The sequence below is a fragment of the Pseudoalteromonas sp. P1-30 genome, assembly GCF_001400005.1.
GTDB classification, from domain to species: Bacteria; Pseudomonadota; Gammaproteobacteria; order Enterobacterales; family Alteromonadaceae; genus Pseudoalteromonas; species Pseudoalteromonas atlantica.
In genome coordinates this window covers 91873-114602 of record NZ_LKBC01000009.1, presented here as the reverse complement: position 1 = coordinate 114602, position 22730 = coordinate 91873, and the positions used below count along the sequence as shown (strand labels likewise).

General features: G+C 41.9%; 28 protein-coding genes. 6 read left to right on the top strand and 22 right to left on the bottom strand.

From position 1 onward, the window contains the following. Nucleotides 1-617: 617 nt before the first annotated feature. The 18 genes from rplQ to AN395_RS13935 all read right to left on the bottom strand — a co-directional run bounded on the left by rplQ (nucleotide 618) and on the right by AN395_RS13935 (nucleotide 11341). Nucleotides 618-1019 carry a 50S ribosomal protein L17 gene (rplQ, locus tag AN395_RS14015; RefSeq protein ID WP_004589197.1) on the bottom strand — a complete coding sequence of 134 codons (402 nt, stop codon included), beginning with the start codon at nucleotides 1017-1019 and terminating at the stop codon, nucleotides 618-620. A gap of 39 nt (nucleotides 1020-1058) precedes the next feature. After that, nucleotides 1059-2045: a DNA-directed RNA polymerase subunit alpha gene (locus tag AN395_RS14010; protein ID WP_004589198.1), complete on the bottom strand. Its 987-nt coding sequence runs from the start codon at nucleotides 2043-2045 to the stop codon at nucleotides 1059-1061. Nucleotides 2046-2069: 24 nt separating this feature from the next. Next, complete coding sequence (rpsD, locus tag AN395_RS14005; protein ID WP_004589199.1) at nucleotides 2070-2690, bottom strand: 30S ribosomal protein S4; 621 nt, start codon at nucleotides 2688-2690, stop codon at nucleotides 2070-2072. 21 nt (nucleotides 2691-2711) lie between these two features. Continuing rightward, nucleotides 2712-3098, bottom strand: a complete 387-nt coding sequence (rpsK, locus tag AN395_RS14000) for a 30S ribosomal protein S11 (RefSeq protein ID WP_002959471.1) — start codon at nucleotides 3096-3098, stop codon at nucleotides 2712-2714. Nucleotides 3099-3110: 12 nt separating this feature from the next. Next, entirely contained in the window at nucleotides 3111-3467 is a 357-nt protein-coding gene (gene rpsM, locus AN395_RS13995) for a 30S ribosomal protein S13 (protein WP_004589200.1), read from the bottom strand. 125 nt (nucleotides 3468-3592) lie between these two features. Then, complete coding sequence (gene rpmJ, locus AN395_RS19410) at nucleotides 3593-3706, bottom strand: 50S ribosomal protein L36 (protein ID WP_002959476.1); 114 nt, start codon at nucleotides 3704-3706, stop codon at nucleotides 3593-3595. 22 nt (nucleotides 3707-3728) lie between these two features. Beyond that, nucleotides 3729-5057, bottom strand: coding sequence for a preprotein translocase subunit SecY (gene secY / locus AN395_RS13990; protein ID WP_004589201.1), 1329 nt, complete (start codon nucleotides 5055-5057; stop codon nucleotides 3729-3731). Nucleotides 5058-5067: 10 nt separating this feature from the next. Continuing rightward, nucleotides 5068-5502, bottom strand: coding sequence for a 50S ribosomal protein L15 (gene rplO, locus AN395_RS13985; RefSeq protein WP_004589202.1), 435 nt, complete (start codon nucleotides 5500-5502; stop codon nucleotides 5068-5070). 4 nt (nucleotides 5503-5506) lie between these two features. Continuing rightward, a complete protein-coding gene (rpmD, locus tag AN395_RS13980; RefSeq protein ID WP_004589203.1) occupies nucleotides 5507-5689 on the bottom strand; it encodes a 50S ribosomal protein L30 in 183 nt (60 codons plus the stop codon). Nucleotides 5690-5691: 2 nt separating this feature from the next. Then, nucleotides 5692-6198 carry a 30S ribosomal protein S5 gene (rpsE, locus tag AN395_RS13975; RefSeq protein ID WP_004589204.1) on the bottom strand — a complete coding sequence of 169 codons (507 nt, stop codon included), beginning with the start codon at nucleotides 6196-6198 and terminating at the stop codon, nucleotides 5692-5694. A 9-nt stretch (nucleotides 6199-6207) separates the two neighbouring features. Further along, nucleotides 6208-6558, bottom strand: coding sequence for a 50S ribosomal protein L18 (gene rplR / locus AN395_RS13970; protein WP_004589205.1), 351 nt, complete (start codon nucleotides 6556-6558; stop codon nucleotides 6208-6210). Nucleotides 6559-6567: 9 nt separating this feature from the next. Next, entirely contained in the window at nucleotides 6568-7101 is a 534-nt protein-coding gene (rplF, locus tag AN395_RS13965) for a 50S ribosomal protein L6 (RefSeq protein ID WP_004589206.1), read from the bottom strand. A 13-nt stretch (nucleotides 7102-7114) separates the two neighbouring features. Further along, on the bottom strand, nucleotides 7115-7507 hold the full coding sequence (rpsH, locus tag AN395_RS13960) for a 30S ribosomal protein S8 (RefSeq protein ID WP_004589207.1): 393 nt from the start codon (nucleotides 7505-7507) through the stop codon (nucleotides 7115-7117). Between the two features lie 21 nt (nucleotides 7508-7528). Further along, entirely contained in the window at nucleotides 7529-7834 is a 306-nt protein-coding gene (gene rpsN, locus AN395_RS13955) for a 30S ribosomal protein S14 (protein ID WP_004589208.1), read from the bottom strand. A 10-nt stretch (nucleotides 7835-7844) separates the two neighbouring features. After that, nucleotides 7845-8384, bottom strand: coding sequence for a 50S ribosomal protein L5 (rplE, locus tag AN395_RS13950; protein ID WP_004589209.1), 540 nt, complete (start codon nucleotides 8382-8384; stop codon nucleotides 7845-7847). Nucleotides 8385-8400: 16 nt separating this feature from the next. Continuing rightward, entirely contained in the window at nucleotides 8401-8715 is a 315-nt protein-coding gene (gene rplX / locus AN395_RS13945) for a 50S ribosomal protein L24 (protein ID WP_004589210.1), read from the bottom strand. 10 nt (nucleotides 8716-8725) lie between these two features. After that, entirely contained in the window at nucleotides 8726-9094 is a 369-nt protein-coding gene (gene rplN, locus AN395_RS13940; protein ID WP_004589211.1) for a 50S ribosomal protein L14, read from the bottom strand. Nucleotides 9095-9370: 276 nt separating this feature from the next. Then, on the bottom strand, nucleotides 9371-11341 hold the full coding sequence (locus tag AN395_RS13935) for an AsmA family protein (protein ID WP_054983354.1): 1971 nt from the start codon (nucleotides 11339-11341) through the stop codon (nucleotides 9371-9373). Nucleotides 11342-11652: 311 nt separating this feature from the next. Here AN395_RS13935 and AN395_RS13930 point away from each other — a divergent pair, with 311 nt between their 5' ends. Continuing rightward, a complete protein-coding gene (locus AN395_RS13930; RefSeq protein ID WP_054983353.1) occupies nucleotides 11653-12816 on the top strand; it encodes a hypothetical protein in 1164 nt (387 codons plus the stop codon). A gap of 277 nt (nucleotides 12817-13093) precedes the next feature. After that, nucleotides 13094-13780 carry a TorF family putative porin gene (locus AN395_RS13925; RefSeq protein WP_054983352.1) on the top strand — a complete coding sequence of 229 codons (687 nt, stop codon included), beginning with the start codon at nucleotides 13094-13096 and terminating at the stop codon, nucleotides 13778-13780. Between the two features lie 285 nt (nucleotides 13781-14065). Here the strand turns inward: AN395_RS13925 and AN395_RS13920 are convergent, their stop codons facing one another. Continuing rightward, on the bottom strand, nucleotides 14066-17644 hold the full coding sequence (locus tag AN395_RS13920) for a M1 family aminopeptidase (RefSeq protein ID WP_054983351.1): 3579 nt from the start codon (nucleotides 17642-17644) through the stop codon (nucleotides 14066-14068). A gap of 9 nt (nucleotides 17645-17653) precedes the next feature. Then, the gene (locus tag AN395_RS13915) at nucleotides 17654-18535 is read right to left on the bottom strand and encodes an ABC transporter ATP-binding protein (protein WP_029773142.1); all 882 of its coding nucleotides are present in this window, start codon (nucleotides 18533-18535) and stop codon (nucleotides 17654-17656) included. Nucleotides 18536-18720: 185 nt separating this feature from the next. Between AN395_RS13915 and AN395_RS13910 the strand changes: the two genes are divergently transcribed. Further along, on the top strand, nucleotides 18721-19398 hold the full coding sequence (locus AN395_RS13910; protein ID WP_024033875.1) for a nitroreductase family protein: 678 nt from the start codon (nucleotides 18721-18723) through the stop codon (nucleotides 19396-19398). A gap of 6 nt (nucleotides 19399-19404) precedes the next feature. On the opposite strand, the gene AN395_RS13905 is transcribed toward AN395_RS13910, so the two are convergent. Beyond that, the gene (locus AN395_RS13905; protein WP_024033876.1) at nucleotides 19405-19713 is read right to left on the bottom strand and encodes a helix-turn-helix transcriptional regulator; all 309 of its coding nucleotides are present in this window, start codon (nucleotides 19711-19713) and stop codon (nucleotides 19405-19407) included. A gap of 99 nt (nucleotides 19714-19812) precedes the next feature. On the opposite strand from AN395_RS13905, the gene AN395_RS13900 reads away from it, so the two are divergent. From AN395_RS13900 to AN395_RS13890, 3 genes are all read left to right on the top strand, one after another. Beyond that, on the top strand, nucleotides 19813-20001 hold the full coding sequence (locus AN395_RS13900; protein ID WP_004589221.1) for a DUF2892 domain-containing protein: 189 nt from the start codon (nucleotides 19813-19815) through the stop codon (nucleotides 19999-20001). Continuing rightward, the gene (locus AN395_RS13895; RefSeq protein WP_054983350.1) at nucleotides 20001-20345 is read left to right on the top strand and encodes a rhodanese-like domain-containing protein; all 345 of its coding nucleotides are present in this window, start codon (nucleotides 20001-20003) and stop codon (nucleotides 20343-20345) included. The genes AN395_RS13900 and AN395_RS13895 overlap by 1 nt, the downstream gene beginning before the upstream one ends. Before the next feature lie 66 nt (nucleotides 20346-20411). Continuing rightward, a complete protein-coding gene (locus AN395_RS13890; protein WP_054983349.1) occupies nucleotides 20412-22190 on the top strand; it encodes an alkaline phosphatase in 1779 nt (592 codons plus the stop codon). Here AN395_RS13890 and AN395_RS13885 read toward each other — a convergent pair. Beyond that, nucleotides 22187-22726 carry a PH domain-containing protein gene (locus AN395_RS13885; RefSeq protein WP_054983348.1) on the bottom strand — a complete coding sequence of 180 codons (540 nt, stop codon included), beginning with the start codon at nucleotides 22724-22726 and terminating at the stop codon, nucleotides 22187-22189. The genes AN395_RS13890 and AN395_RS13885 overlap by 4 nt on opposite strands. Between the last annotated feature and the right edge of the window lie 4 nt (nucleotides 22727-22730).

The window sequence follows — 22730 nt, the reverse complement described above, 5'->3', positions numbered from 1 at the left end:
TATTTTTTTGTCAACACTTAATTTTGTTAAACTTGAAAGTTTTTAAAACTAAGTTTTACTCGACTCACTGAGTAGCTCCTGCCTCGCTATGCGTTGCGCTCTGCCGTCTCAGTGGGGTCGCATTATAGGGAGATCCGAAAACAGATCAACCCTTTTTTAAAGAAAACTTGAAATAAATAACTGCTCGCTGAGTATTTGAGCTAAACGCTCAAAAACCCAACTAAAAGTAGCCTTAAGCTCACTAAATTAGCGAGTTAAAATTAAATATCTCTGTTTGATTGGCTAATTTGCTTTACCACTATCCAAATTAAACTGTACATCTACAGTCTGGGATATGTTTTACAAACCTTATACGCTCGACTTATAGGGTTACCGCTTAATTAAGCTTTTTGAGAATGCAGGCTTTATAACTACATTGGTTTAACTAAGTCGGTTTAACAGAATGAAGGTAATAGGTAATAGGTAATAGGTAATAGGTAATAGGTAATAGGTAATAGGTAATAGGTAATAGGTAATAGGTAATAGGTAATTATCAAGTAACTATTTGGAGGGATGTCAAATTTTAGGCATTAAAAAGCCGAGCATTAAGCTCGGCTTTTTGGTGTCTCTTTAAAGACTTACTCTGCAGACTGCGCGTCTTCTTGAACTTCTTCGTTAGTCGCTGGGCGACCTACTAGTTCAATATAAGCCATTGGTGCATTATCACCAGCACGGAAGCCACACTTAAGAATACGAGTGTAACCACCTGGACGGTCTGTATTACGAGGACCGATTTCGCTGAACAATTTACCAACTACTTCATTATCACGCGTGCGAGCAAACGCTAAACGGCGATTTGCTACACTGTCAGTCTTAGCCAGTGTGATTAAAGGTTCAATTACACGGCGTAACTCTTTCGCTTTAGGCAAAGTAGTTTTGATGATTTCATGTTTCACCAAAGAACCTGCCATATTGCTGAACATCGCTTTACGATGGCTACTGTTACGGTTTAATTGACGACCACTCTTACGATGGCGCATGACCCTATCCTTCTAACTAAACTAATATAGTGATTTAGATTATTCAGCTAGGCTTGCAGGCGGCCAATTTTCTAGGCGCATGCCTAGAGAAAGACCACGTGAAGCTAGCACGTCTTTTATTTCAGTTAGAGACTTCTTGCCTAGGTTAGGCGTTTTAAGAAGCTCAACTTCAGTGCGCTGAACTAAATCACCGATATATTGAATTTGCTCGGCTTTCAAACAGTTTGCTGAACGTACTGTTAGTTCAAGATCATCAACTGGACGAAGTAGAATAGGATCGAATTCTGGCTTCTCTTCTTTCTCTTCTGGCTCAGTTACATCACGTAAATCTACGAATGCATCTAATTGCTCAGCTAAGATAGTAGACGCACGGCGGATCGCTTCTTCAGGATCTAAGGTGCCGTTTGTTTCCATATCAATGATTAACTTGTCTAAGTCTGTACGTTGCTCAACACGGGCTGATTCAACCGAGTACGCAATACGTTCAACTGGGCTGAATGATGCATCAAGCAGCAATCGACCAATTGGACGCTCATCGTCATCAGAGGATAAACGACTAGATGCCGGCACATAACCACGACCACGCTCAACACGAATACGCATGCTGATCTCGCTGCTATCTGTCGTTAAATGACAAATAACGTGATCTGGATTAGCAATTGTTACATCGCCATCGTGCTGAATATCAGCCGCAGTCACAGGGCCTACACCAGATTTAGTCAGGGTCAGAAAAACTTCATCTTTGCCTTCTAACGTTACTGCTAGACCTTTTAGGTTTAGTAGTATTTCAATGATGTCTTCTTGTACGCCTTCTTTCGCGCTGTACTCATGCAATACACCGTCGATTTCAACTTCAGTTACTGCACATCCAGGCATAGATGATAACAGTATACGGCGTAAGGCATTACCCAGAGTATGGCCAAAGCCACGCTCTAGTGGTTCTAAAACTACTTTAGAACGCGTTGGGTTGATAGCGTCGATATCGACTAACCTTGGTTTTAGAAATTCTGTAACAGAACCCTGCATTTTATCCTCTCTTAACTCTTAACTTTACTTAGAGTAAAGTTCGACGATTAGTTGTTCATTAATGTCCGCAGACAGATCTGAACGCTCAGGTAGGCGCTTAAAGCTACCTTCCAATTTCTTACCGTCAACTTCAACCCAAGTCGGCTTTTCACGTTGCTCAGCCAACTCTAGAGCAGCGATGATACGTGCTTGTGTTTTAGACTTCTCACGGATTACTACAGTATCTTCTGGAGCAATTACGTATGAAGGAATGTTCACAACACGACCATTGACTAAAATCGCTTTGTGACTTACTAACTGACGTGCTTCAGCGCGTGTGCTAGCAAAACCCATGCGATATACAACATTGTCTAAACGTTGCTCTAAAAGCTGTAACAAGTTTTCACCTGTATTACCTTTAAGGCGAGCAGCTTCTTTGTAGTAATTACGGAATTGCTTTTCTAATACACCGTAGATACGACGTACTTTTTGCTTTTCACGTAATTGTAAACCGTAATCAGATAAGCGACCTTTACGAGCGCCGTGCTGACCAGGTGCAGTCTCAAGTTTACACTTAGAGTCGATAGCTCTTACGCCGCTCTTAAGGAACAGGTCAGTACCTTCACGACGACTCAGCTTGAGCTTAGGGCCCAAATATCTTGCCATGTTATTTCTCCTAACCTATTGTTAAACGCGACGTTTCTTCGGTGGACGACAACCATTGTGTGGTATTGGCGTCACGTCAGTAATGTTGGTGATACGGTAACCAGCAGCATTCAAAGCACGTACAGCAGATTCACGACCTGGACCTGGACCTTTAATGAAAACTTCTAGATTTTTTAAACCGTATTCTTGAGCAGCAGTACCTGCACGCTCTGCAGCAACCTGAGCAGCAAATGGTGTAGATTTACGTGAACCACGGAAACCTGAACCACCGGCAGTAGCCCATGATAGTGCATTACCTTGACGGTCGGTAATTGTTACAATAGTGTTGTTGAAAGACGCATGAACATGAGCCATACCATCAGCAACTTGCTTTTTAACCTTTTTACGACGAATTGGTGTCTTAGCCATAATACTATCCCCTTATCGCTTAATAGGCTTACGAGGACCCTTACGGGTACGCGCGTTAGTCTTTGTTCTTTGACCACGTAGTGGTAAAGAGCGACGGTGACGTAGGCCACGGAAACAACCAAGGTCCATAAGGCGCTTGATATTTAGAGTAACTTCACGACGAAGGTCACCTTCTACAGTGTACTTGCCAACTGCATCACGCAGTACGTCAAGAGTTTCGTCTGAAAGTTCACCGATTTTTGTGGTCTCGGCGATACCAGTCGCTTCTAAGATAGCCTTAGAGCGAGTCTTACCTATGCCATAAATAGCTGTTAAACCAATAACTGCATGTTTATGATCAGGGACGTTAATGCCAGCGATACGGGCCACTAACACATCTCCTATATTTGAATTTGGTAATCAAAAGTTTGAAAAGCCCGTAAGGATACTCAAACGAAGACCAAATCACAACTAAAAACACAGGCCGAGAAATCTCAGCCTGCACGACTGTTTACTTAGCCTTGCCTTTGCTTATGCTTAGGCTCACTGCAAATTACGCGTACTACACCAGCACGTTTAATAACTTTACAGTTACGGCATATTTTCTTAACGGAAGCACGTACTTTCATTGCTCAACTCCGTAAACTGACCTTATCGGCCGTAGCCTTTAAGGTTCGCTTTTTTCAGCACAGAATCATACTGATGTGACATCAGGTGAGTCTGTACTTGTGCCATAAAGTCCATGATTACTACAACGATAATCAAAATTGATGTACCGCCGAAATAGAATGGCGTTTGCCATGCCATAGTCATGAATTCGGGCACCAGACAGATAAAGGTTATATACAAAGCACCTGCCAATGTCAGGCGTGTCATCACTTTATCAATGTATTTAGATGTCTGCTCACCTGGACGAATACCTGGGATAAATGCGCCAGATTTCTTCAGGTTGTCTGCTGTCTCACGCGGGTTAAAAACCAACGCTGTGTAGAAAAAGCAGAAGAAGATGATAGCTGCTGCTAGCACCATCGCATACAAAGGCTGACCTGGAGTCAACGTTGTTGCAATAGCTTGTAGCACATCAGCGACCGGACCTTCACCCTGGCCGAACCAGCTTGCAATTGTACCAGGGAACAGAATTATACTGCTAGCGAAGATTGGTGGAATAACACCCGCCATGTTTACTTTTAGTGGTAAATGCGTGCTTTGAGCAGCAAATACTTGACGACCTTGTTGGCGTTTAGCGTAGTTAACAACGATACGACGTTGTCCACGTTCGAAAAACACTACAAGATAAGTAACAGCGAATACTATAACCGCAACCATCAACAGTACAAAAACATTCAAATCACCTTGGCGCGCCATTTCGGCTGTCGAACCAATAGCAGACGGCAGGTTAGCTACAATACCAACAAATATAAGAACTGAGATACCGTTACCGATACCGCGTTCTGTTATTTGTTCGCCCAACCACATTAGGAACATAGTACCAGTTACTAAACTCACCACTGCGGTGAAATAGAAACCGAGACCCGGGTTAACAACTAACCCTTCCATCATGCCCGGTAAGCTAGTTGCAATACCGATTGATTGGATAGTAGCAAGCACAAGCGTGCCATAGCGTGTGTACTGGCTAATTTTTTTACGCCCTTGCTCACCTTCTTTCTTAAGCTCTATAAACGGAGGATACATATGCGTTAATAGTTGCGTAATAATCGAAGCCGAGATATACGGCATAATACCCAGTGCTAACACTGAAGCTCGCTCAAGCGCACCACCGCTAAACATGTTGAACATCTCAACAATGGTGCCCTTTTGTTGCTCGAAGAAATCGGCAAGTACAGCGGCGTCAATCCCAGGGATTGGCACAAATGAACCTAGACGGTAAATAATGATAGCACCTAAAACAAATAGTAATCGACGCTTCAATTCCGAAAGTCCACTTTGTGCACTTTGTGTATCTTGACCTGGTTTAGCCATTAGTACTTCCTTAGTCTTCTACCTTGCCTCCGGCAGCTTCAATAGCTTCGCGAGCACCTTTAGAAGCCTTAAGGCCTTTAACGGTAACAGCGCGTGAAACTTCGCCAGATTTAACAACTTTAACGAACAGAACGTTCTTTTTAACTAGACCAGCTGCTTGTAACGCGTTTAGGTCTACCACATCGCCTTCAACTTTAGCGATTTCAAAAAGGTTTACTTCTGCAGATACTAACGATTTGCGTGAAGTGAAACCAAATTTAGGTAGACGACGTTGCATAGGCATTTGACCGCCTTCAAAACCAACGCGTACTTTACCGCCAGAACGTGATTTTTGACCTTTGTGACCACGGCCACCAGTCTTACCAAGACCAGAACCGATACCACGACCAACACGTTTTGGAGCAGTTTTAGAACCTGCAGCAGGTGAAAGTGTATTCAAATGCATGAAATTAACCCTCTACCTTAACCATGTAAGAAACTCGGTTGATCATACCACGTACACATGCTGTGTCTTCTAACTCAACAGTGTGGTTGATACGACGTAAACCAAGACCGCGTAATGTAGCTTTATGTTTCGGTAAACGACCGATAGAGCTCTTTACTTGTGTTACTTTTACAGTTTTATTTGCCATGGTTACCCCAGAATTTCGTCTACGCGCAGACCACGTTTAGCAGCGATTGACTCAGGAGAATTCATGTTCTCTAGAGCTTGAATCGTTGCACGTACTACGTTGATCGGGTTGGTAGAACCGTAACATTTAGAAAGTACGTTCTGCACACCAGTAACTTCTAGTACTGCACGCATAGCACCACCTGCGATGATACCAGTACCTTCAGATGCTGGTTTCATGAACACTTGTGAGCCAGCATGACGTCCTTTAACAGGATGCTGTAATGTGTTGCCATTTAGGTCTACATTGATCATGTTGCGACGTGCTTTTTCCATTGCTTTTTGAATAGCAGCTGGAACTTCACGAGCTTTACCATAACCAAAACCTACTTTACCTGCGCCATCACCAACTACAGTTAGTGCTGTGAAGCTAAAGATACGACCACCTTTAACTACTTTAGACACACGGTTTACCGCGATTAGCTTTTCAGCTAAATCAGGCTGTTGTTGCTTTGCTTCTACGTTAGCCATTGTCTACTCCTAGAATTGCAAACCGGCTTCACGCGCAGCATCAGCTAGCGCCTTCACACGGCCGTGATATTTAAAGCCACTGCGATCAAAAGCAATCTTTTCGATGCCTTTGTCAGCCGCACGTTCTGCAACCGCTTTACCAACTGCTTGTGCAGCTGAAACGTTGCCTGTGCCTTTAACTGTTTCGCTAATAGCTTTCTCAACAGTAGAAGCAGCAGCCAGTACAGTACCCTCAGCATTAACTACTTGAGCGTAAATGTGACGTGGCGTGCGGTGGATAACAAGACGCGTTGTGCCTTGTTCAATATAATTTCTACGAGTGCGTTTAGCACGACGTAGACGAGCTGTTTTTTTATCCATCGTCTTACCTTACTTCTTCTTAGCCTCTTTACGGCGTACATTCTCATCTGAATAACGAACACCTTTACCTTTATAAGGCTCAGGTTTACGGTATGCACGAATGTTAGCAGCTGTTTGACCAACTAACTGCTTATCTACGCCCTTAACTAGAACTTCTGTTTGGCTTGGAGTTTCAATCGTAATTCCCTCAGGAACTTCGAAATTAACTGGGTGCGAGAAACCAAGTGTTAAGTCTAAAACTTTACCCTTAGCTGCAGCACGGTAACCAACACCTACTAACTGAAGTTTCTTCTCGTAACCTTCATGCGTACCAACAACCATGTTGTTGATTAGAGCGCGAGCAGTACCTGCTTGAGCCCATGCATTAGCTACGCCTTCACGAGGTAAAGTTGTAATAACGTTGTCGTTAACTTGTACTTCAACAGCGTTGTTGATAGTGCGAGTAAGTTCACCGTTTTTGCCTTTAACTGTGATGTCCTGGCCTTTTAATGTAACTTCTACACCGGCAGGAACATTGATTGGTGCCTTTGCTATGCGAGACATAGTTCCCCTCCGATTAAGCTACAAAGCCAATGATTTCACCACCAACACCAGCACTACGTGCTGCGCGGTCTGTCATTAGGCCTTTAGAAGTTGATACGATAGCGATACCAAGACCACCCATTACCTTCGGTAATTCGTCACGTTTCTTATAGATACGTAGACCAGGGCGGCTAACACGCTGGATATTTTCAATTACAGCTTTGCCTTCGAAGTATTTCAACTCGATAGAAAGCTCAGGTTTCGCTTCGCTGTTTACAGCGAAATCTGCGATGTAACCTTCGTCTTTTAATACTTTAGCTACTGCTACTTTCAGCTTTGAAGTTGGCATCGTTACAGATACTTTCTTCGCTGATTGACCGTTACGGATACGTGTAAACAAATCCGCGATAGGATCTTGCAAGCTCATAGTCTTACTCCCGTGATACTATTACCAGCTAGCCTTTTTAAGGCCAGGAATTTCACCGCGCATAGCTGCTTCGCGAACTTTAATACGGCTCATGCCGAATTTGCGAAGGAAACCATGTGGGCGGCCCGTAATGTTACAACGATTACGTTGACGTGCAGGGCTAGAATCACGTGGTAAAGCTTGAAGCTTAAGTACCGCGTCCCAACGATCATCTTCAGATGCGTTAACATCGCTGATGATAGCTTTTAGTGCTGCACGCTTTTCAGCGTACTGAGCAACTAGTTTAGTGCGCTTTGCTTCGCGCGCTTTCATAGAATTCTTTGCCATAACCCTACCCTTATTTCTTGAATGGGAAGTTAAACGCTTCTAACAACGCACGGCCTTCCTCATCAGATTTCGCAGAAGTTGTGATTGTGATATCCATACCGCGTACACGGTCTACTTTATCGTAATCAATTTCTGGGAAGATGATTTGTTCACGTACGCCCATGCTGTAGTTACCACGTCCATCAAAAGACTTAGCACTCACACCACGGAAGTCACGGATACGTGGGATAGCGATTGATACCAAACGCTCAAAAAAGTCCCACATACGCTCGCCGCGTAAGGTTACTTTACAGCCTATTGGGTAGCCTTCACGCACTTTGAAGCCAGCAACAGATTTGCGTGCTTTAGTGATTAAAGGTTTCTGACCAGCGATAGCTTCTAGATCCGCAACAGCGTTATCTAAAATCTTCTTGTCAGCTAGGGCTTCGCCCACGCCCATATTTAATGTGATCTTTTCGATCTGAGGGACTTGCATGACAGAGCTGAAACCAAACTTCTCTTGAAGCTCAGCAACTACTTTGTCTTTATATACTTCATGCAGTTTCGCCATCATTCTACTCCAACTATTAGATAGTTTTACCAGTAGATTTAAAGATACGTAATTTCTTACCATCTTCAATCTTGAAACCTACACGATCTGCTTTACTCGTTTCCGAGTTGTAGATCGCAACGTTTGATACGTCGATAGACGCTTCTTTCTCAACAATGCCGCCAGCTTGGTTCAATTGTGGAACCGGCTTTTGGTGTTTCTTGATTAAGTTAATGCCTTCGACAAATACTCGACCAGACTCGGTAACAACTGAAAGCACTTTGCCGCGCTTACCTTTGTCTTTACCTGCTAGTACGATTACTTCGTCATCACGACGGATTTTTGCTGCCATGATAGACTCCTTACAGTACTTCTGGGGCTAGTGAAACAATTTTCATGAACTTATCATTACGAAGTTCACGAGTCACAGGGCCGAAGATACGAGTACCAATTGGCTGCAAGTTATCATTTAAGATAACAGCCGCATTGCTATCGAAACGGATCAGAGAACCGTCCGGACGACGAACGCCTTTTTTGGTACGCACAACTACCGCGTTTTTAACATCACCTTTCTTCACTTTACCGCGAGGAATAGCTTCTTTCACAGAAACTTTAATGATATCGCCAACTGCCGCATAGCGACGGTGTGAACCACCAAGGACTTTTATACACTGCACTTTGCGAGCGCCGCTGTTATCAGCAACTTCCAGCTGAGTTTGCATTTGGATCATGTTAATGACCTCCGGTGTAGTAATTACAACTTGCCTTAAATTTGTTTAAAATCAAGGCACTTCGATTAAATCCCACTCAAAAAACAACAGAGTTGTCTCTTAAGGGCGGGCAATTGTACCAGCATTGGCTAGTGAGTGGTAGGTTATTTTTTAATTAATTTAAGGGAAGGACAGATTAAAACTGAGTAAAAACCGCTATGTAGCTATTTTACAAGTGGTTATAAAACAATCAAGGCGCAAATAGCGCCTTAATTATTTATTAGTGGGGTTTAATAGTTAGCCAAATAAACCTTTTAGTTTATCTTTAACTTTGTCCTTGGCTTTTTCTTTTGCTTTCTCTTTGGCGTCATCGAGCTTTTGCTTTGCTTCATCTTTAAGCGCGTTGCTTACATCTAGCTTAAAGCCAACGTCATGAAATGGGCCTTCTATACGCAGTGGGATTTTAAAGCCTGTACTATCATCTGTAGTGCCTTGCCCTTCAATCGAATCAACAATGCCGGTCACTAAGCGATAATCAACATTGGTTTTAGGCAAATCTACATCGCCCTCACCTGTAATACGAATAAGTGGGCTCATCAGCGATAGGTCGTTATTACGGCCCACGCCATTAGTAAAGTTAAAGCTACCGGTGAGCGCAGAAAAATCTGTTTGCTCTGATTCTTCAAAGCCTGTATCAAGCCCTTCACTCACAGCACCAAGATTACCCGTAATAAGCTCTTTGCCTTTGCGAACCATCTCAGCCACGTTTGCGCCTTTAACAGCACCATCGGCAAATTCAAAGCTAACCTTGCCATTTAATGCATTAATGAAGGTTTTTTGACTTTGCCCAGTTGTGGTTAAATTCCAATTTAATGACCCTTTACCCATAAGCTTATCAAAGCCAGCTGCATCAGTGAGTAACGGTTGTGCGTCTATGTCGGCTAAATCAAAATTTGTGCTTATTTTATACGGCGTTTGCTGCGCATTTATGTTGATAACCCCTTTACCAGTGCCCTCATATGCTTTAAAGCTATCTAAGCTTAATTTAGCAACGCTGTTGTTTAAATCGACTGTAAATTGATTAGCACCTAGCTCAATATCGTTAGCTTTTAAACCGCTTGAGCGAATAACTACATTAGCATTAAGTGCATTTAATGCGCTTAAATCAATTTTAGTATCGTCCCAAACAATCGGCTGCGCGGCTTTAGGTTCTTCGCTTTGCGGCGCTTGCTGCTTAGCGACTACCTCCGGTAAGTAGGGATTCAAATCAAGCATACCTAGGTCTATATCAGCATTAACCGCTAGTTTATTTCCTAAGTTTACTTCACTTTTTCCTTTAATCTCTAATTCATCTAGGGTAGCAATCAGCTCTTCTAAGTTAAACGTATCATCTATAAGATGCATTTTACCGTTTACACTAAACGCATTAAATGCATTTTCTTTAGCGTTTAAGTCTACCCCTTGCCAAGTTGCTAGCTCTTTAACAGAGTCGCCACTTAGCGCTAACTCGCCTTTTATATCTTTACCTTGGCGAGCAATACTGCCGTTAAAAGTAAGATCGACCAAGCGAGAGTCTACGCTTTGAGCAACCTCAAATGTCGCCCCTTCAATTGCCTTTGCCGGCGTATCAAGTTTTACATCAAGCTCAAAGCGCTCTTGCATATATGTAATGCCGCCTTTGATCTCTAGTGTCTTACGTAGTGAAGGAAGTAAAATAGCCAATTCCAAGTCACTAATTTGTTGTTTAGCGCCTGTTTGCCCATCTAGGTAAGTAAACGTACCACCGTAAATAGCCACTTCACCTAACTCTATATCAAAGCTCTCTGGTAGTTTAACAGCCTCACCTGATTGAGTTTGCTCTTGCGGCTGCTCTGCTACAGCATCAAACAACTGCCAGTTAGCTTTACCGTTTTTATCAGTTTCTAATAAAATATTGGGCTCGTTAATAACAAACTTATCTAGTTTGAATTCGCCGCCAAATAGCGATAACCATGGTATATGCACAGCTAATTGCTCCATACTTGCCATGTCGTCGCGCGAGCCTGTCTGCATGTTTGCAAAGTGCACATCGTTAAGCTCTAACTTTAATGCAGGAAATACACTAAGCGTTTTATCACCTTTAATAGTAAGTGTGCGCCCTGTTGTTTTTTCAACCTGCTCAGATACTTTATTAAAAATAGTATCGGTTGGAATTAAAAACGGAGCGGCAATAATTAACGCAATACAAAGTAAGAGTATTACACCAACAATTTTGAGTAAGGTCTTCATGATCATCCTTTCAAACGTGCAAATAATGTTCTTATCATAGCGAGTGTTAGCTTTAAAATCATTGTCGTTGTGACAAAAAAGCACTTTATTGTAATTTATTTAATTTGAAATGAATTTATGCTTAAAAGTAAACGTTGCGAAATTGGTGACTAAAAGGAAAGCTCATCAAGTTTAAATCTAACCAAGTATTAAACCCTACAACATTGCATCCCTTGAATTGTTAGGTATGATGCACGGCCCTGTTGCTATTGGCGTATTTGCGCTAAAATAAAGCAGCTAAAAAATGTATCTACTCGGAGACTCTACAAGGCATGAAAAAACTGCTAATTTCACCGTCAAAAATGGCGCTAGGCGAACAAGAAAGTCAAATTTACCAAAACATCTTGAAGCAAGCTTCAGAACTAAGCCTAAACCTAATGGCCGTGAAAGTAGAAAACCACCCAGAGGATTTTTTAGGCTGGTGTTATGAGCTGCTAAGTGCAAGTAAAGACCGTATAAATTACGATTTACTAGAGCCACAACAACTGCCAGTTTTAAAAAAGCTGCACGACCTGCTAACCTCAGCAATTAGCTTTTTACAGCTTAAAACACTACGTGTAGCACCTTGGCCTGTTATTAGTATGTTTGTAGAGCAACATAAAAAACTTATTGCACTGGACGAACAGCTTCGCCTTACCACGTATTTGCACAGCATTCGTGAGCAAGCACTAAAAGATATGATCCCAGAGGATTTACTGGCATTTAGTGGTAAACACACTGCCACGCTCGACCCAAGCACCTATAACTTTGATGTTGAATGGTTCGCATCAACAAAAAGTGCAAAGGGTTTTCATCAAATGCTAGCCGACTTACCTGGCGCGTTTGACGATGCACTTGCTAACATCCCGCTTGAAGGTGATGTGAGCGAAGCTGATTACCAACAGTTTGTTGTTGCTTATTTACTTGCCTTTAACGGTAGCGATGAAAAACCAACCCTTGCCCCTGCTACACGTTTATTAGCAATGCGCCGCCCAGATGTATTTACGCCAATTAGTAATAGCCGTCTTGATGCATTATGTGCAGCTTTAGGTATTACTAAATTAAACAATCGCGACTTTGAGCGCTACTGGCAAGATATAGTACAAAGCATTCATGCTATGTCGTGGTTTAAAATGGCTAATGGCAGCAATGAACTAGAAGAGCAACTAGTTAGTATAAAAGCGTTATTACCGTGCTTTTTTTACTATGCAGATGCCAGCACGGCCGACAACTCAAATTATATTAAGCTATTAAATAAACCTAAACGCAGCACAACAAGTGCAGGAAAAGCACAGCGCAGAGGTAAAGAGTCAGCCGAAATACTTGTAGACCGTGCACTTGCAGCCGATGACATTCCCGAGCATATTCGTAGCAAACGCGACTCTATTATTAGCGAAGTACAAAAAGGCCGCGGAGTAAACGAAACAATTAGTCTTATGCGCACTATATTTGGCTAAATTTACCTAACCTAACTGTATTTTTCTGGTGCAGTTAGGTTAATTTATGCACCAGCAGTGTGCGTTTTTTAATTAACCACCTCAATCATCCCCTCTTCTAAAACTTCTCAACATATTGTTTTATAAAAGTAAAAAAACAGTTTTATAGAAATTATTTTAAGCTGGCACATACAGTGCAATTGCATTCCCAGTTAAACAATAAAACACCGCCAGTCAAAGGGTTGCCAATAAGAGAATAAAAACCTAGGCGATAAAAATCATATAACGGGAAATGGACATGCTAAAACTAAAAAAAACCGTCGCAATTAGCGCAATAGCTTTATTAGGTGCTACATCTTTAACATCAACAGCCGTACATGCAGAAGTAACAGCAAACGCAGCGGCTACGTCTAACTACTTATGGCGTGGTCAAGAGCAAACTGGGGGCGATGCTGCTATTTCTGGCGGTATTGATTACGCTGACGAGTCAGGCTTTTATGTAGGTACTTGGGCATCAAATGCTTCATGGGCCGATGAAATGACTTACGAGCTTGATGTTTACGCGGGTTTTGGTGGCGATATTAACGACACATTTAGCTACGATGTAGGTTACATTTATTACGCTTACCCAGATGCAGCTTCTGAGGCAGATGCTGATTTCTCTGAAATTTACGGTAGCATCAGCGCAGAAGGTTTCACCTTTGGCGCTGCAATCCTTGCCACTTCAGCGGCAGATGGCGATGGCACCGACTTTGGCGATTCATTATACCTAAATGCCGATTACAGCTTTGCTGTTGGCAGCAATGGTACTGAGGTTGCGCTGCACTTAGGTCACTACTCTGGCGACTTTATAGGCGATGATAATATTATTGATTACGGTATCTCTGTATCAAAAGATGGTTTTACTTTTGGCGTATCTGACACCGACATGGATGAGTCAGATGTTAAAGTTTACGTAGGCTACGCTGTAGACTTTACGCTTTAAAACAAAATGTGTTACTTGCTGCAACACTAAGGGCCTTTTGGCCCTTTTCTCGTTTAGGGCACCTAAATACTCACAGCGCCTTTTAATTTTAGCTACTAAAGCACTTTGCTATATAACCCACTTCGGTTAATCGCCGAGCTTCTCGCTGCTATTACCCCTTTTTACCAATATGCTAATTCGCTTTATTAAGCTTTATTGCGCATTGATATTAGCAATTCGCTAAAACAAAAAAGGCCGCATTAAAGGCGGCCTTTCAGTTAATTACTAATCGTTAATCGTTAATCGTTAAAACTTAGCTAGGTTGTTTTTACTGTCTTTATCTACAAGCTTAATGTACGGGTCTACCCCTGCGTACACTGGCTTTTCTTTTACTTTTAGCTCAATAGTATTAGTACCAGAGACTATTTGATGCTTTTGCGAGTAAATCACAAAGTCTTCAGCGAGAAGGTTTTCAGGATCATCGCTAAATAATGCAATATCAATTAGCTCATCGAGTGGCTGCTCGGTTTCTTCACCTTGTCCATCGGCATGCTGCTTAGTTGCTTCAACGCTCAGTGTTACTGTGTAAAAACCTTCGCTATCAACATCATCTGTAACCGACACTGCTTTCATTTCAAGCTCATAAAGCGTTATGTATTTAAACTGATCATCAATAAAACGTTGTTCAGCTTGTGTTGTATCTCGCTTTAAATAACTAAGTAAATCAAGTGTGGTTGGGTATGGCGTTGCCTGGTATTTAAACTCATTCAAAAATGCTTTAAGTGCGGCATTTAAGCGCTCTTCACCTAATCGGTCATACAAAGCCATCATCGCAACTGAGCCTTTATTGTAATGAAGATATTGTTGCGACTGTGTTTTATATAGTGGCATTTCTTCAAAGGCTTCGCCTGTGCGGCCCATTAAGTATCTATCTAACTCGTACTTTAAGAATTTACGAAGCTTCTCGGCGCCAAAGCGTTTTTTTAATACCATAAGCGCACTGTATTGGGAGAGCGATTCAGAAATAACGGCACTGCCCTCTACATTAGCCCCAGATACTTGATGCCCCCACCATTGGTGTGCAACTTCATGTGCGGTTACATAGTAAGGTAGGTCAACTTTACTCTCATCTCTTAAGTCTGTAATAAAGCCAATACTTTCTGAGTAAGGTACCGTATTGGCAAAACTTTGCGCAAACGAGCGATACTTAGGAAACTCAATAATACGTAACTGCTTATGCTGATATGGCCCAAAGGCTTGCGTGTAGTAATCTATTGAGTCTTGTACTGACTCAATCATACGGTCAACATTCCATGCATGATCTTTGTGGTAGTACACCTCAATATTTACACCGTTATGCTCAACCTTTTTGCTTTCAAGCTCCGCCGAAAGAACAGAATAAAAGTTTATAATAGGGGAATCCATTTTATAAACAAAAGTACGTCTTCCGTCTTTTACACTTTCACTTTTTAAATAACCGGGTGTAATAGCAAATTGTGACTCATCGGTGGTTACTGTTGCCTTGTAGTTTATAAAGCCATTAGCAGGCCCAAACTCATTTTGCGTATAATAGCGGCTGTCTTCTAGTTTATGTGCACGTTCAAGCTCGGGTAAATCGTGCTTACGGCGCTCATACTTATCCGCAATTTGAAAATACTTTTGATAACCAAAATTTGGTAATAATTCTCTATTATTTACAAATGTACCGTTATGCACGAGTTGAGTATCAGATCCTCTATCAACAAAACCGTCGTGTTCACGAGAAACTGAGAGCTCACCTTCGCGTACTTCATTAGGCATTAGCGGTTGTTCAAACTCAAACCATACCATGCCAAAATCGGTTAAACGCTCAACTATTTTTCCGCCCGCCATTTTTACATCCCAGCTTTTAGATTGGCTAGGCTCGTTAATTAACACACGGGTTATTGGCTCGTTTGCAGTATTGGTAAACTTAATTTTAGCCACGGCATTTAAAGCACGTTTTTTAGGATAAATATCAATGTGTAAATCAACATCAGTTATTATAGGCAGTGGCAAGTCTTTGTATTGTGAGAACTCTTGCTCATACCTTACTTGTAGCGCTTCGTTATCATCACTTGTTACAAACTCATTGATTACATGGGTGTTGTAATAAATGTTATAACCCGCGCCCACAAATACCAATAAACTTATTACGGCTGCAATCTGGCCTTTTAAAGACATGTTGTAACGCACTAAAGATAAACGCGTACGCAATGTTTGCGATGGACCACGGTGCCATAAAGCAAAGCCTACAATAGCTAAAAACACACTCAATGCACCCCAATATAGGGTATACCAATGCGCGCCTTGTAAAAAATGCCCGTAACCGTTTATGTCTGAATACGGTACGCTGCTGCTTTGTGAAAAATGATACATATGATGCTCAAACCCGTAAGCACCCATTACCATTTGAGCAATGTAATACAGAATAAATAAACCCATACCTATGTATTTATTAGGGCTAATTATTTGTAAAAAGAACGCCAAAATAGCCATCATAATTAAAGGCAATAATGTAAGATAACCCAACCTAAATAAGTACTGGCCAAGCTCTAGGTTATATTGCCCCTTAAATAGTTGCACTGCAATGGTAAACATCATACCTACTAAATAAAGGCCACAAACCGCAGTGATTAGCGCAATAATTTTAGATACCCAAAACACACTGTTATGCACCGGGTAGCTGTCAACAATATCGCCCATACCACTGTGGCGTTCTCGCCAAACCAGTTCTGCGCTGTAATAAGCAATAATAATAAACATAAATATAGCGGAGGCGTTTTGAATAATGCCCACCATGTTTTGTGTGAGCGGCCAATCTGTTGTGCCATATGCGCCAATAGGCGCAAAAAGTGGTGCGAGTAACGTAATAATACTGACACCCGCTAAAATCATAAAAGGAGCACTTAATATAACCTGCTTAAGCTCAAATAAGCTGCGCATTACTAATTGCGATTGCGTATTGACCCCTTTTGACTTGTAATTTTTAGCAATGCTAATAAGTGCTGCTTGTTTGTTTTTTACAAACGTAGAAACAGCAAATTGCTTTTTCTGCTTTTTAGTGACTACGCGATTACCTAACTTTCCGAGGCCAAAAAACATCGCTAAACTTAGTGCTACCCATAAAATACGGTTAATTAAAAAATCGCCCGAAAGCGTTAACACTTCAGTATTTTTATCACTTACAGTCCAGTAACGGGTTAAGTCAATTAATGAACCAGTGCCAAATGGGTCTGCGTAAACAACAATATTTCTAAACGCTAAATCGTCAAAATAGATACTCGCCAATTGGTAACTTATATAGATCACCACGGCCGTTACATATACCGCCATTATGGTTTTAAAATAAACCGCCACACTATTAAAAATAGCACTGAGCACCAATAAGCTTGGCACCGCCAAATATAAAAAAGGCGCAGCGTAATATATAAACTTATTAGGGCCTACTAGTTCACTATCGAGCCAGCCAACCAACAAGCCAAACTGAGATCCCAAAAATACGCCTAGTGGCACAGTTAAAAAAACAACGAGCACAACCAAGTAAGAACCAAAAAAACGCCCTGATTGATAAGCAAGCGGGTTAACGGGCTTACTAAACACCAGCTCATCCATTTTGGTCTCGCTGTTGCGAATCGCTGAGCTTGCAACAAAGTTAACCACTAAAAACATAGCAAGCGTACAAAAGGTAACCGTTAAAACCATAATGGTATAAGGCGAGTTCATATGAACATTAGCCCCACCTAGCGGAAACTTACTACTGGAGCTTATAAAAAACGCCATAAAAAAGAAGATTAATGAGGTCACATAAAACGAAGGCTGGCGCACAAAATAGCGCAGCTCAAACGCGAGCATATTAAAAAACATAGCGCCCCCTTATGCTACTTGGCTGTTACGATGATTAAGCAACGTAGAAAAATACACATCTTCTAGGTTTGCACTGCTGAGCTCAAAACCTTCAGGGGCTTCATTGGCTAATACATGTAATATGGTTTGCCCTGCAAATAAGCGTTTTGAAATAACAGGCAGTTGCGGCTCAAGCTCTAGTGCTTCTTCTTGGCTCATGGCTTTACGCCAAATTTGGCCTTGGAGTTTATCGGTAAGGGCAATGGGGTTACCCTCTAATAATATTTTTCCGCCTGCCAGTACGGCCATGTTTGGGCAAAGCTCTGCTACATCTTCAACAATGTGGGTCGATAATATAACGACTTTTTGCTCGCCTAAGCTTACTAGCAAGTTATGAAAACGATTTCGCTCTTCAGGGTCTAGGCCTGCTGTTGGTTCATCAACAATTAGTAAATCAGGGTCACCTAGTAAGGCTTGTGCAATACCAAAACGCTGGCGCATACCGCCCGAAAAGCCACTTACCGCTTTTGAGCGATGTTGATATAAATTAGTATGTGCAAGCAAGCCTTCTACCGACTCTTTACGCTCGCCTTTGTTATGAATGCCCTTTAAAACAGCCATGTGATCCAGCAAGTCGTAAGCACTAACACGTGGGTATACACCAAAATCTTGCGGTAGGTAACCTAAACGTTGGCGCAGAGCCTGTGGGTCTTTAAAAACATCAATACCATCAAAAGTAATTGAACCCGAATCGGCAGATTGCAACGTAGAAATAGTACGCATTAGTGATGATTTACCGGCCCCATTTGGCCCAAGCAGCCCAAACATTCCTTTTCCTATAGATAAATCAACACCTTGTAGTGCATGTACGCCATTATCGTAGGTTTTAGATAACCCTGTTATTGATAGCATTTTTACTTCCTTGAATTTTAATAGTTTTTTTATTGCGCTTTTTATATCACATTAAAAAAAGGAACATAAGTTACGCAGCGGTTAATTTTGTAACAATAAATAAACACGATAGGTAATAATACTTGCCTCGCATTTATTCAGTCGGTATAAAAACCACACACACACTTTATAAGAAGCGTAAAGCCATGCAAAAACATCAAAGCCAACCACTAAACGACTTTATAGAATACCCTCACGATGAAATGCTAAAACGCGCAACCGAATTTTTACATACCAGCCAGCGCCGCCATAGTATTCGCAGCTTTAGCGACCGACCTGTGCCTAAAAATATAATTGAAGCCTGTATAAAAGCAGCAGGTACCGCGCCAAGTGGAGCGAATCATCAACCGTGGCATTTTGTGGCTATAAACAGTAGCGATGTAAAAAAACAAATAAGAGAGGCCGCCGAAAAACTAGAGCGCTCTTTTTATGAAGGCAGAGCAGGAGAAGAGTGGCTTGATGCGCTAAAACCATTAGGTACCGACGCCAATAAACCCTATTTAGAACATGCGCCTTGGCTTATTGCAGTGTTTAGTCAAAAAAAAGGCGGTGTGAATACGGATGATAAAAACACCAATTATTATGTGCACGAATCAGTAGGGCTGGCTACTGGGTTTTTAATACAAGCCCTGCACCGCTGTGGCTTAGCTACGCTTACCCATACACCTAAACCAATGAGTTTTTTAACCGACATTTGTAAGCGCGACAAAGACAACGAACGTCCTTACATGTTACTTATTGCGGGCTACCCAAGTGACGATGCAACTGTACCTGCCCATGCACTTGATAAAAAGTCGCTTGATGAGATTGCCACTTTTATTTAAAGCAAATTACTCAGCGGTACTTTGCTTACAAAACCATTCGTATAGTAACGTAATAATCGACTCAACTTTTGGGTCGATTAACGAATAATAAATTGTATGTCCCTCACGGCGAGTTGCCACTAGCTGGGCTTTACGTAAACTCGCCAAATGCTGAGACAAAGCAGACTGTGCCAACGGAACATTTTGATTTAACTCACCTACACTTTGTTCACCTTGCAATAAACTACATAAAATCATTAAACGGTTTTTATTTGCCATTAATTTTAAAAATTGCTCTGCCTGCTGAGCGTTTTCTGCAAGTTGTTCAATATTCATTGTGATACTTAATTATTTTGTGTGTTTTAATTATAGACTTTTACATTAGTAAGTTCTAATATAATTAACATTAGAAAAAACTAATGTTAAGGTCAATTCATGAAAATAAGTGACGCCATCCTCTTAATTGGCGGAAGTGCCGTTACAATTTCTGTGCTTTTAAGCTACTTTGTTGATAGTAACTTTCAATTTTTAACGTTATTTATTGGTATTAACTTAGTGCAATCCGCCTACACTAAATGGTGCCCATTAATGACTTTTTTGCGCAAAAGAGGATTTACAGACTAATGCTTACTTCAATTCCTGATTTACTAAAAATTATCACACCTAACCAACGCCGTATTGATGCAGCGCAAGCAAAGCAAGAGCTAGAACAAAATAAAGGTTTACTTATTGATGTACGCGAACCCGCTGAGCATGCCAATGTAGCTGCGGTAGGGGCAGTAAATATTCCACGCGGATTACTCGAAATGAAGCTAATGGAAATAGAAAAAGACGCTGCACGCCCTATTTACTTACATTGTGCCAGCGGTGCCCGCGCCACCTTAGGTGCAGAAGCGCTAACCCGCGTAGGCTACGAAAACGTTACCGTTATTACGTGTAATGCAACGCAAGTAAGTGAAGTTTTTTAATTGCTTCACAAAAAAGTAACCTAAATTGCCTACACTTTGCTTTTTACACTTTACAGGTACAAAGCAATGGCATTTACACGGAGAAGTTTTTTAAAAGCATCGGCAGCAGGATTTGGCGCTGCCGTATTATCACTTGGTTTAACAGGTTGTCGTTTTGACGATGATGACGACACACCCGTTAGCTTTGACCACGGCGTTGCCAGCGGCGACCCGCTAAGCGATAGCTTAATTATTTGGACCCGTGTAACCCCACTCGATGTAACAACTAAATCGCTAAAAGTACAATGGCAAGCCGCCACCGACCAAAGCTTCACAAATATTGTTCACGATGGTGAAACACATATCAGTGATACCACCGACTTTACTCTTAAAGTTGATTTACAAGGGCTTGATGCCAATACCGTATATTACTATCGCTTTAATGCACACGGAAAAACCTCCCCTATCGGACAAGGTAAAACGCTTCCTGTCGGTGCGGTTGAACAGGTGAAATTAGCCGTTGTATCGTGCGCAAATTACCCTGCCGGGTATTTTCATGTGTATGGCGAAATTGCTAAGCAAAGCGATTTAGATGCGGTACTGCACTTAGGTGATTACATATACGAATACAGCAATACGGGTTATGCAACCGAAGACGCCGCACAGTTAGAGCGACTGCTACCCTTAGATAACAGCAGCGAAATTATCGCACTGACCGATTATAGAAAACGCTATGCAAATTATCGCCTCGATGCCGACTTACAAGCAGCCCATAGCCACTGTGCATTTATAACAGTGTGGGACGACCACGAAATCACCAACGACACATGGCGCGAAGGCGCAGAAAATCATAACGAAGGTGAAGGCGAATTTAGCCAACGTAAACTCAATGCACTACAAGCCTACTTTGAGTGGATGCCAATTCGTAATGTAGCCGACAAAGAACGTATTTACCGACGCTTTGAGTTTGGTAATTTAGTCTCTTTATACATGCTAGATACTCGTGTATTAGCGCGTGATGAGCAGCTTAACTATAGTGATTTTGATCTTACCTCCCCTGCAGGGCAAAGCGCATTTGCTGCAGCAATAGGCGCAACAGATCGTGCATTATTAGGCAGTGAACAACTTACATGGCTTAGTGATGCCATCACTACCTCAAGCACACAGTGGCAAGTGTTAGGGCAACAAGTGCTAATGACAAAAATGCACTTACCAGTAGAGGTCATGTTACTACTTGCTAGCTTACAAAGTGCACAGTCAAACGGAGGCGATCCAAGTGAATTGCTCGCACAGGCCAATGTATTATTTGCAGAGCTGGCGCAAATTAAAGGCCGTGTATTAGCGGGCGACCCAAGTGTAACCGAGGCAGAGCTTGCCCGTGTTCAAACCACCATACCGTATAACCTTGATGCGTGGGATGGCTATGCCTACGAGCGAGAAGTATTATTAGGTACCGCTATTGCAGCACAAAAAAACTTAGTAGTTTTAGCCGGAGATACTCATAACGGCTGGGCGGGACAGCTTAAAACTGATGCCAGTAACCCTATTGCAGCCTCACAAAATGCTGGGGTGGAATTTGCAACGGCATCGGTTTCATCACCTGGGCTTGAAGAATATTTAGCGCTAAACACACAAGATGCGCAAACCGTAGCGCAAATAGAGCAAGTAATTGCCTTATTAGTTGATGACCTTGCTTATAATAATTTAGTAGAGCGCGGCTATTTAACCGTTACATTTACACCTGCAAAAGCCAGTGCTAAGTGGAATTATATAAGCACAATTAAAGCGCGCGAATATCAGGTTGTTGAAAGCCGTACCAAAGAGCTAAGTATGCTGGCAGGTCAGGCTCAATTACAAAACGCTTAACGCTTCGCCTCTAAAGCTGCCAAACGCGTATCTATGCGCTCTACTACCTCAACTAAGCGAGCAAGTAATGCTTGGTTGAGGTGATCTTCAGCAAGCTCCTGTGTTTTAGGGGCTTGCGCAGCTAAGTTATCTTTTTGCTCAAGTATGGCTTCTCTAAACTCACTGGCATTTTCAACACCAAGTAATGACACCAATGCGCCATGACCCGACTGCCCTGCAGTTTCAAAGCTTAAGCGGTATAACCCAAAAAAGCGCATAAGCGGCCCTTGGTTCAGCCCAACATCGGTTATTTTTTCAAGTGGTATAGATTTTTCTTCTTTAAATAAAATGCCGCGTTTAATAACCAGCTTTTGCGTGAGTAATTGCGCCGACATAGCGGCCAAAATTTTACCTGCCACCAGCCATACAACAAATAACACCACAGGTATAAGTGGAATGGTCACTAATGCAACGGCACTAAAAAAGCATGCCATGGTCATCCAGTATTGCTTCACTTTGGGATCAAAGCTGGCACTTTTTAAAATAGGGTTGCTCATTGGT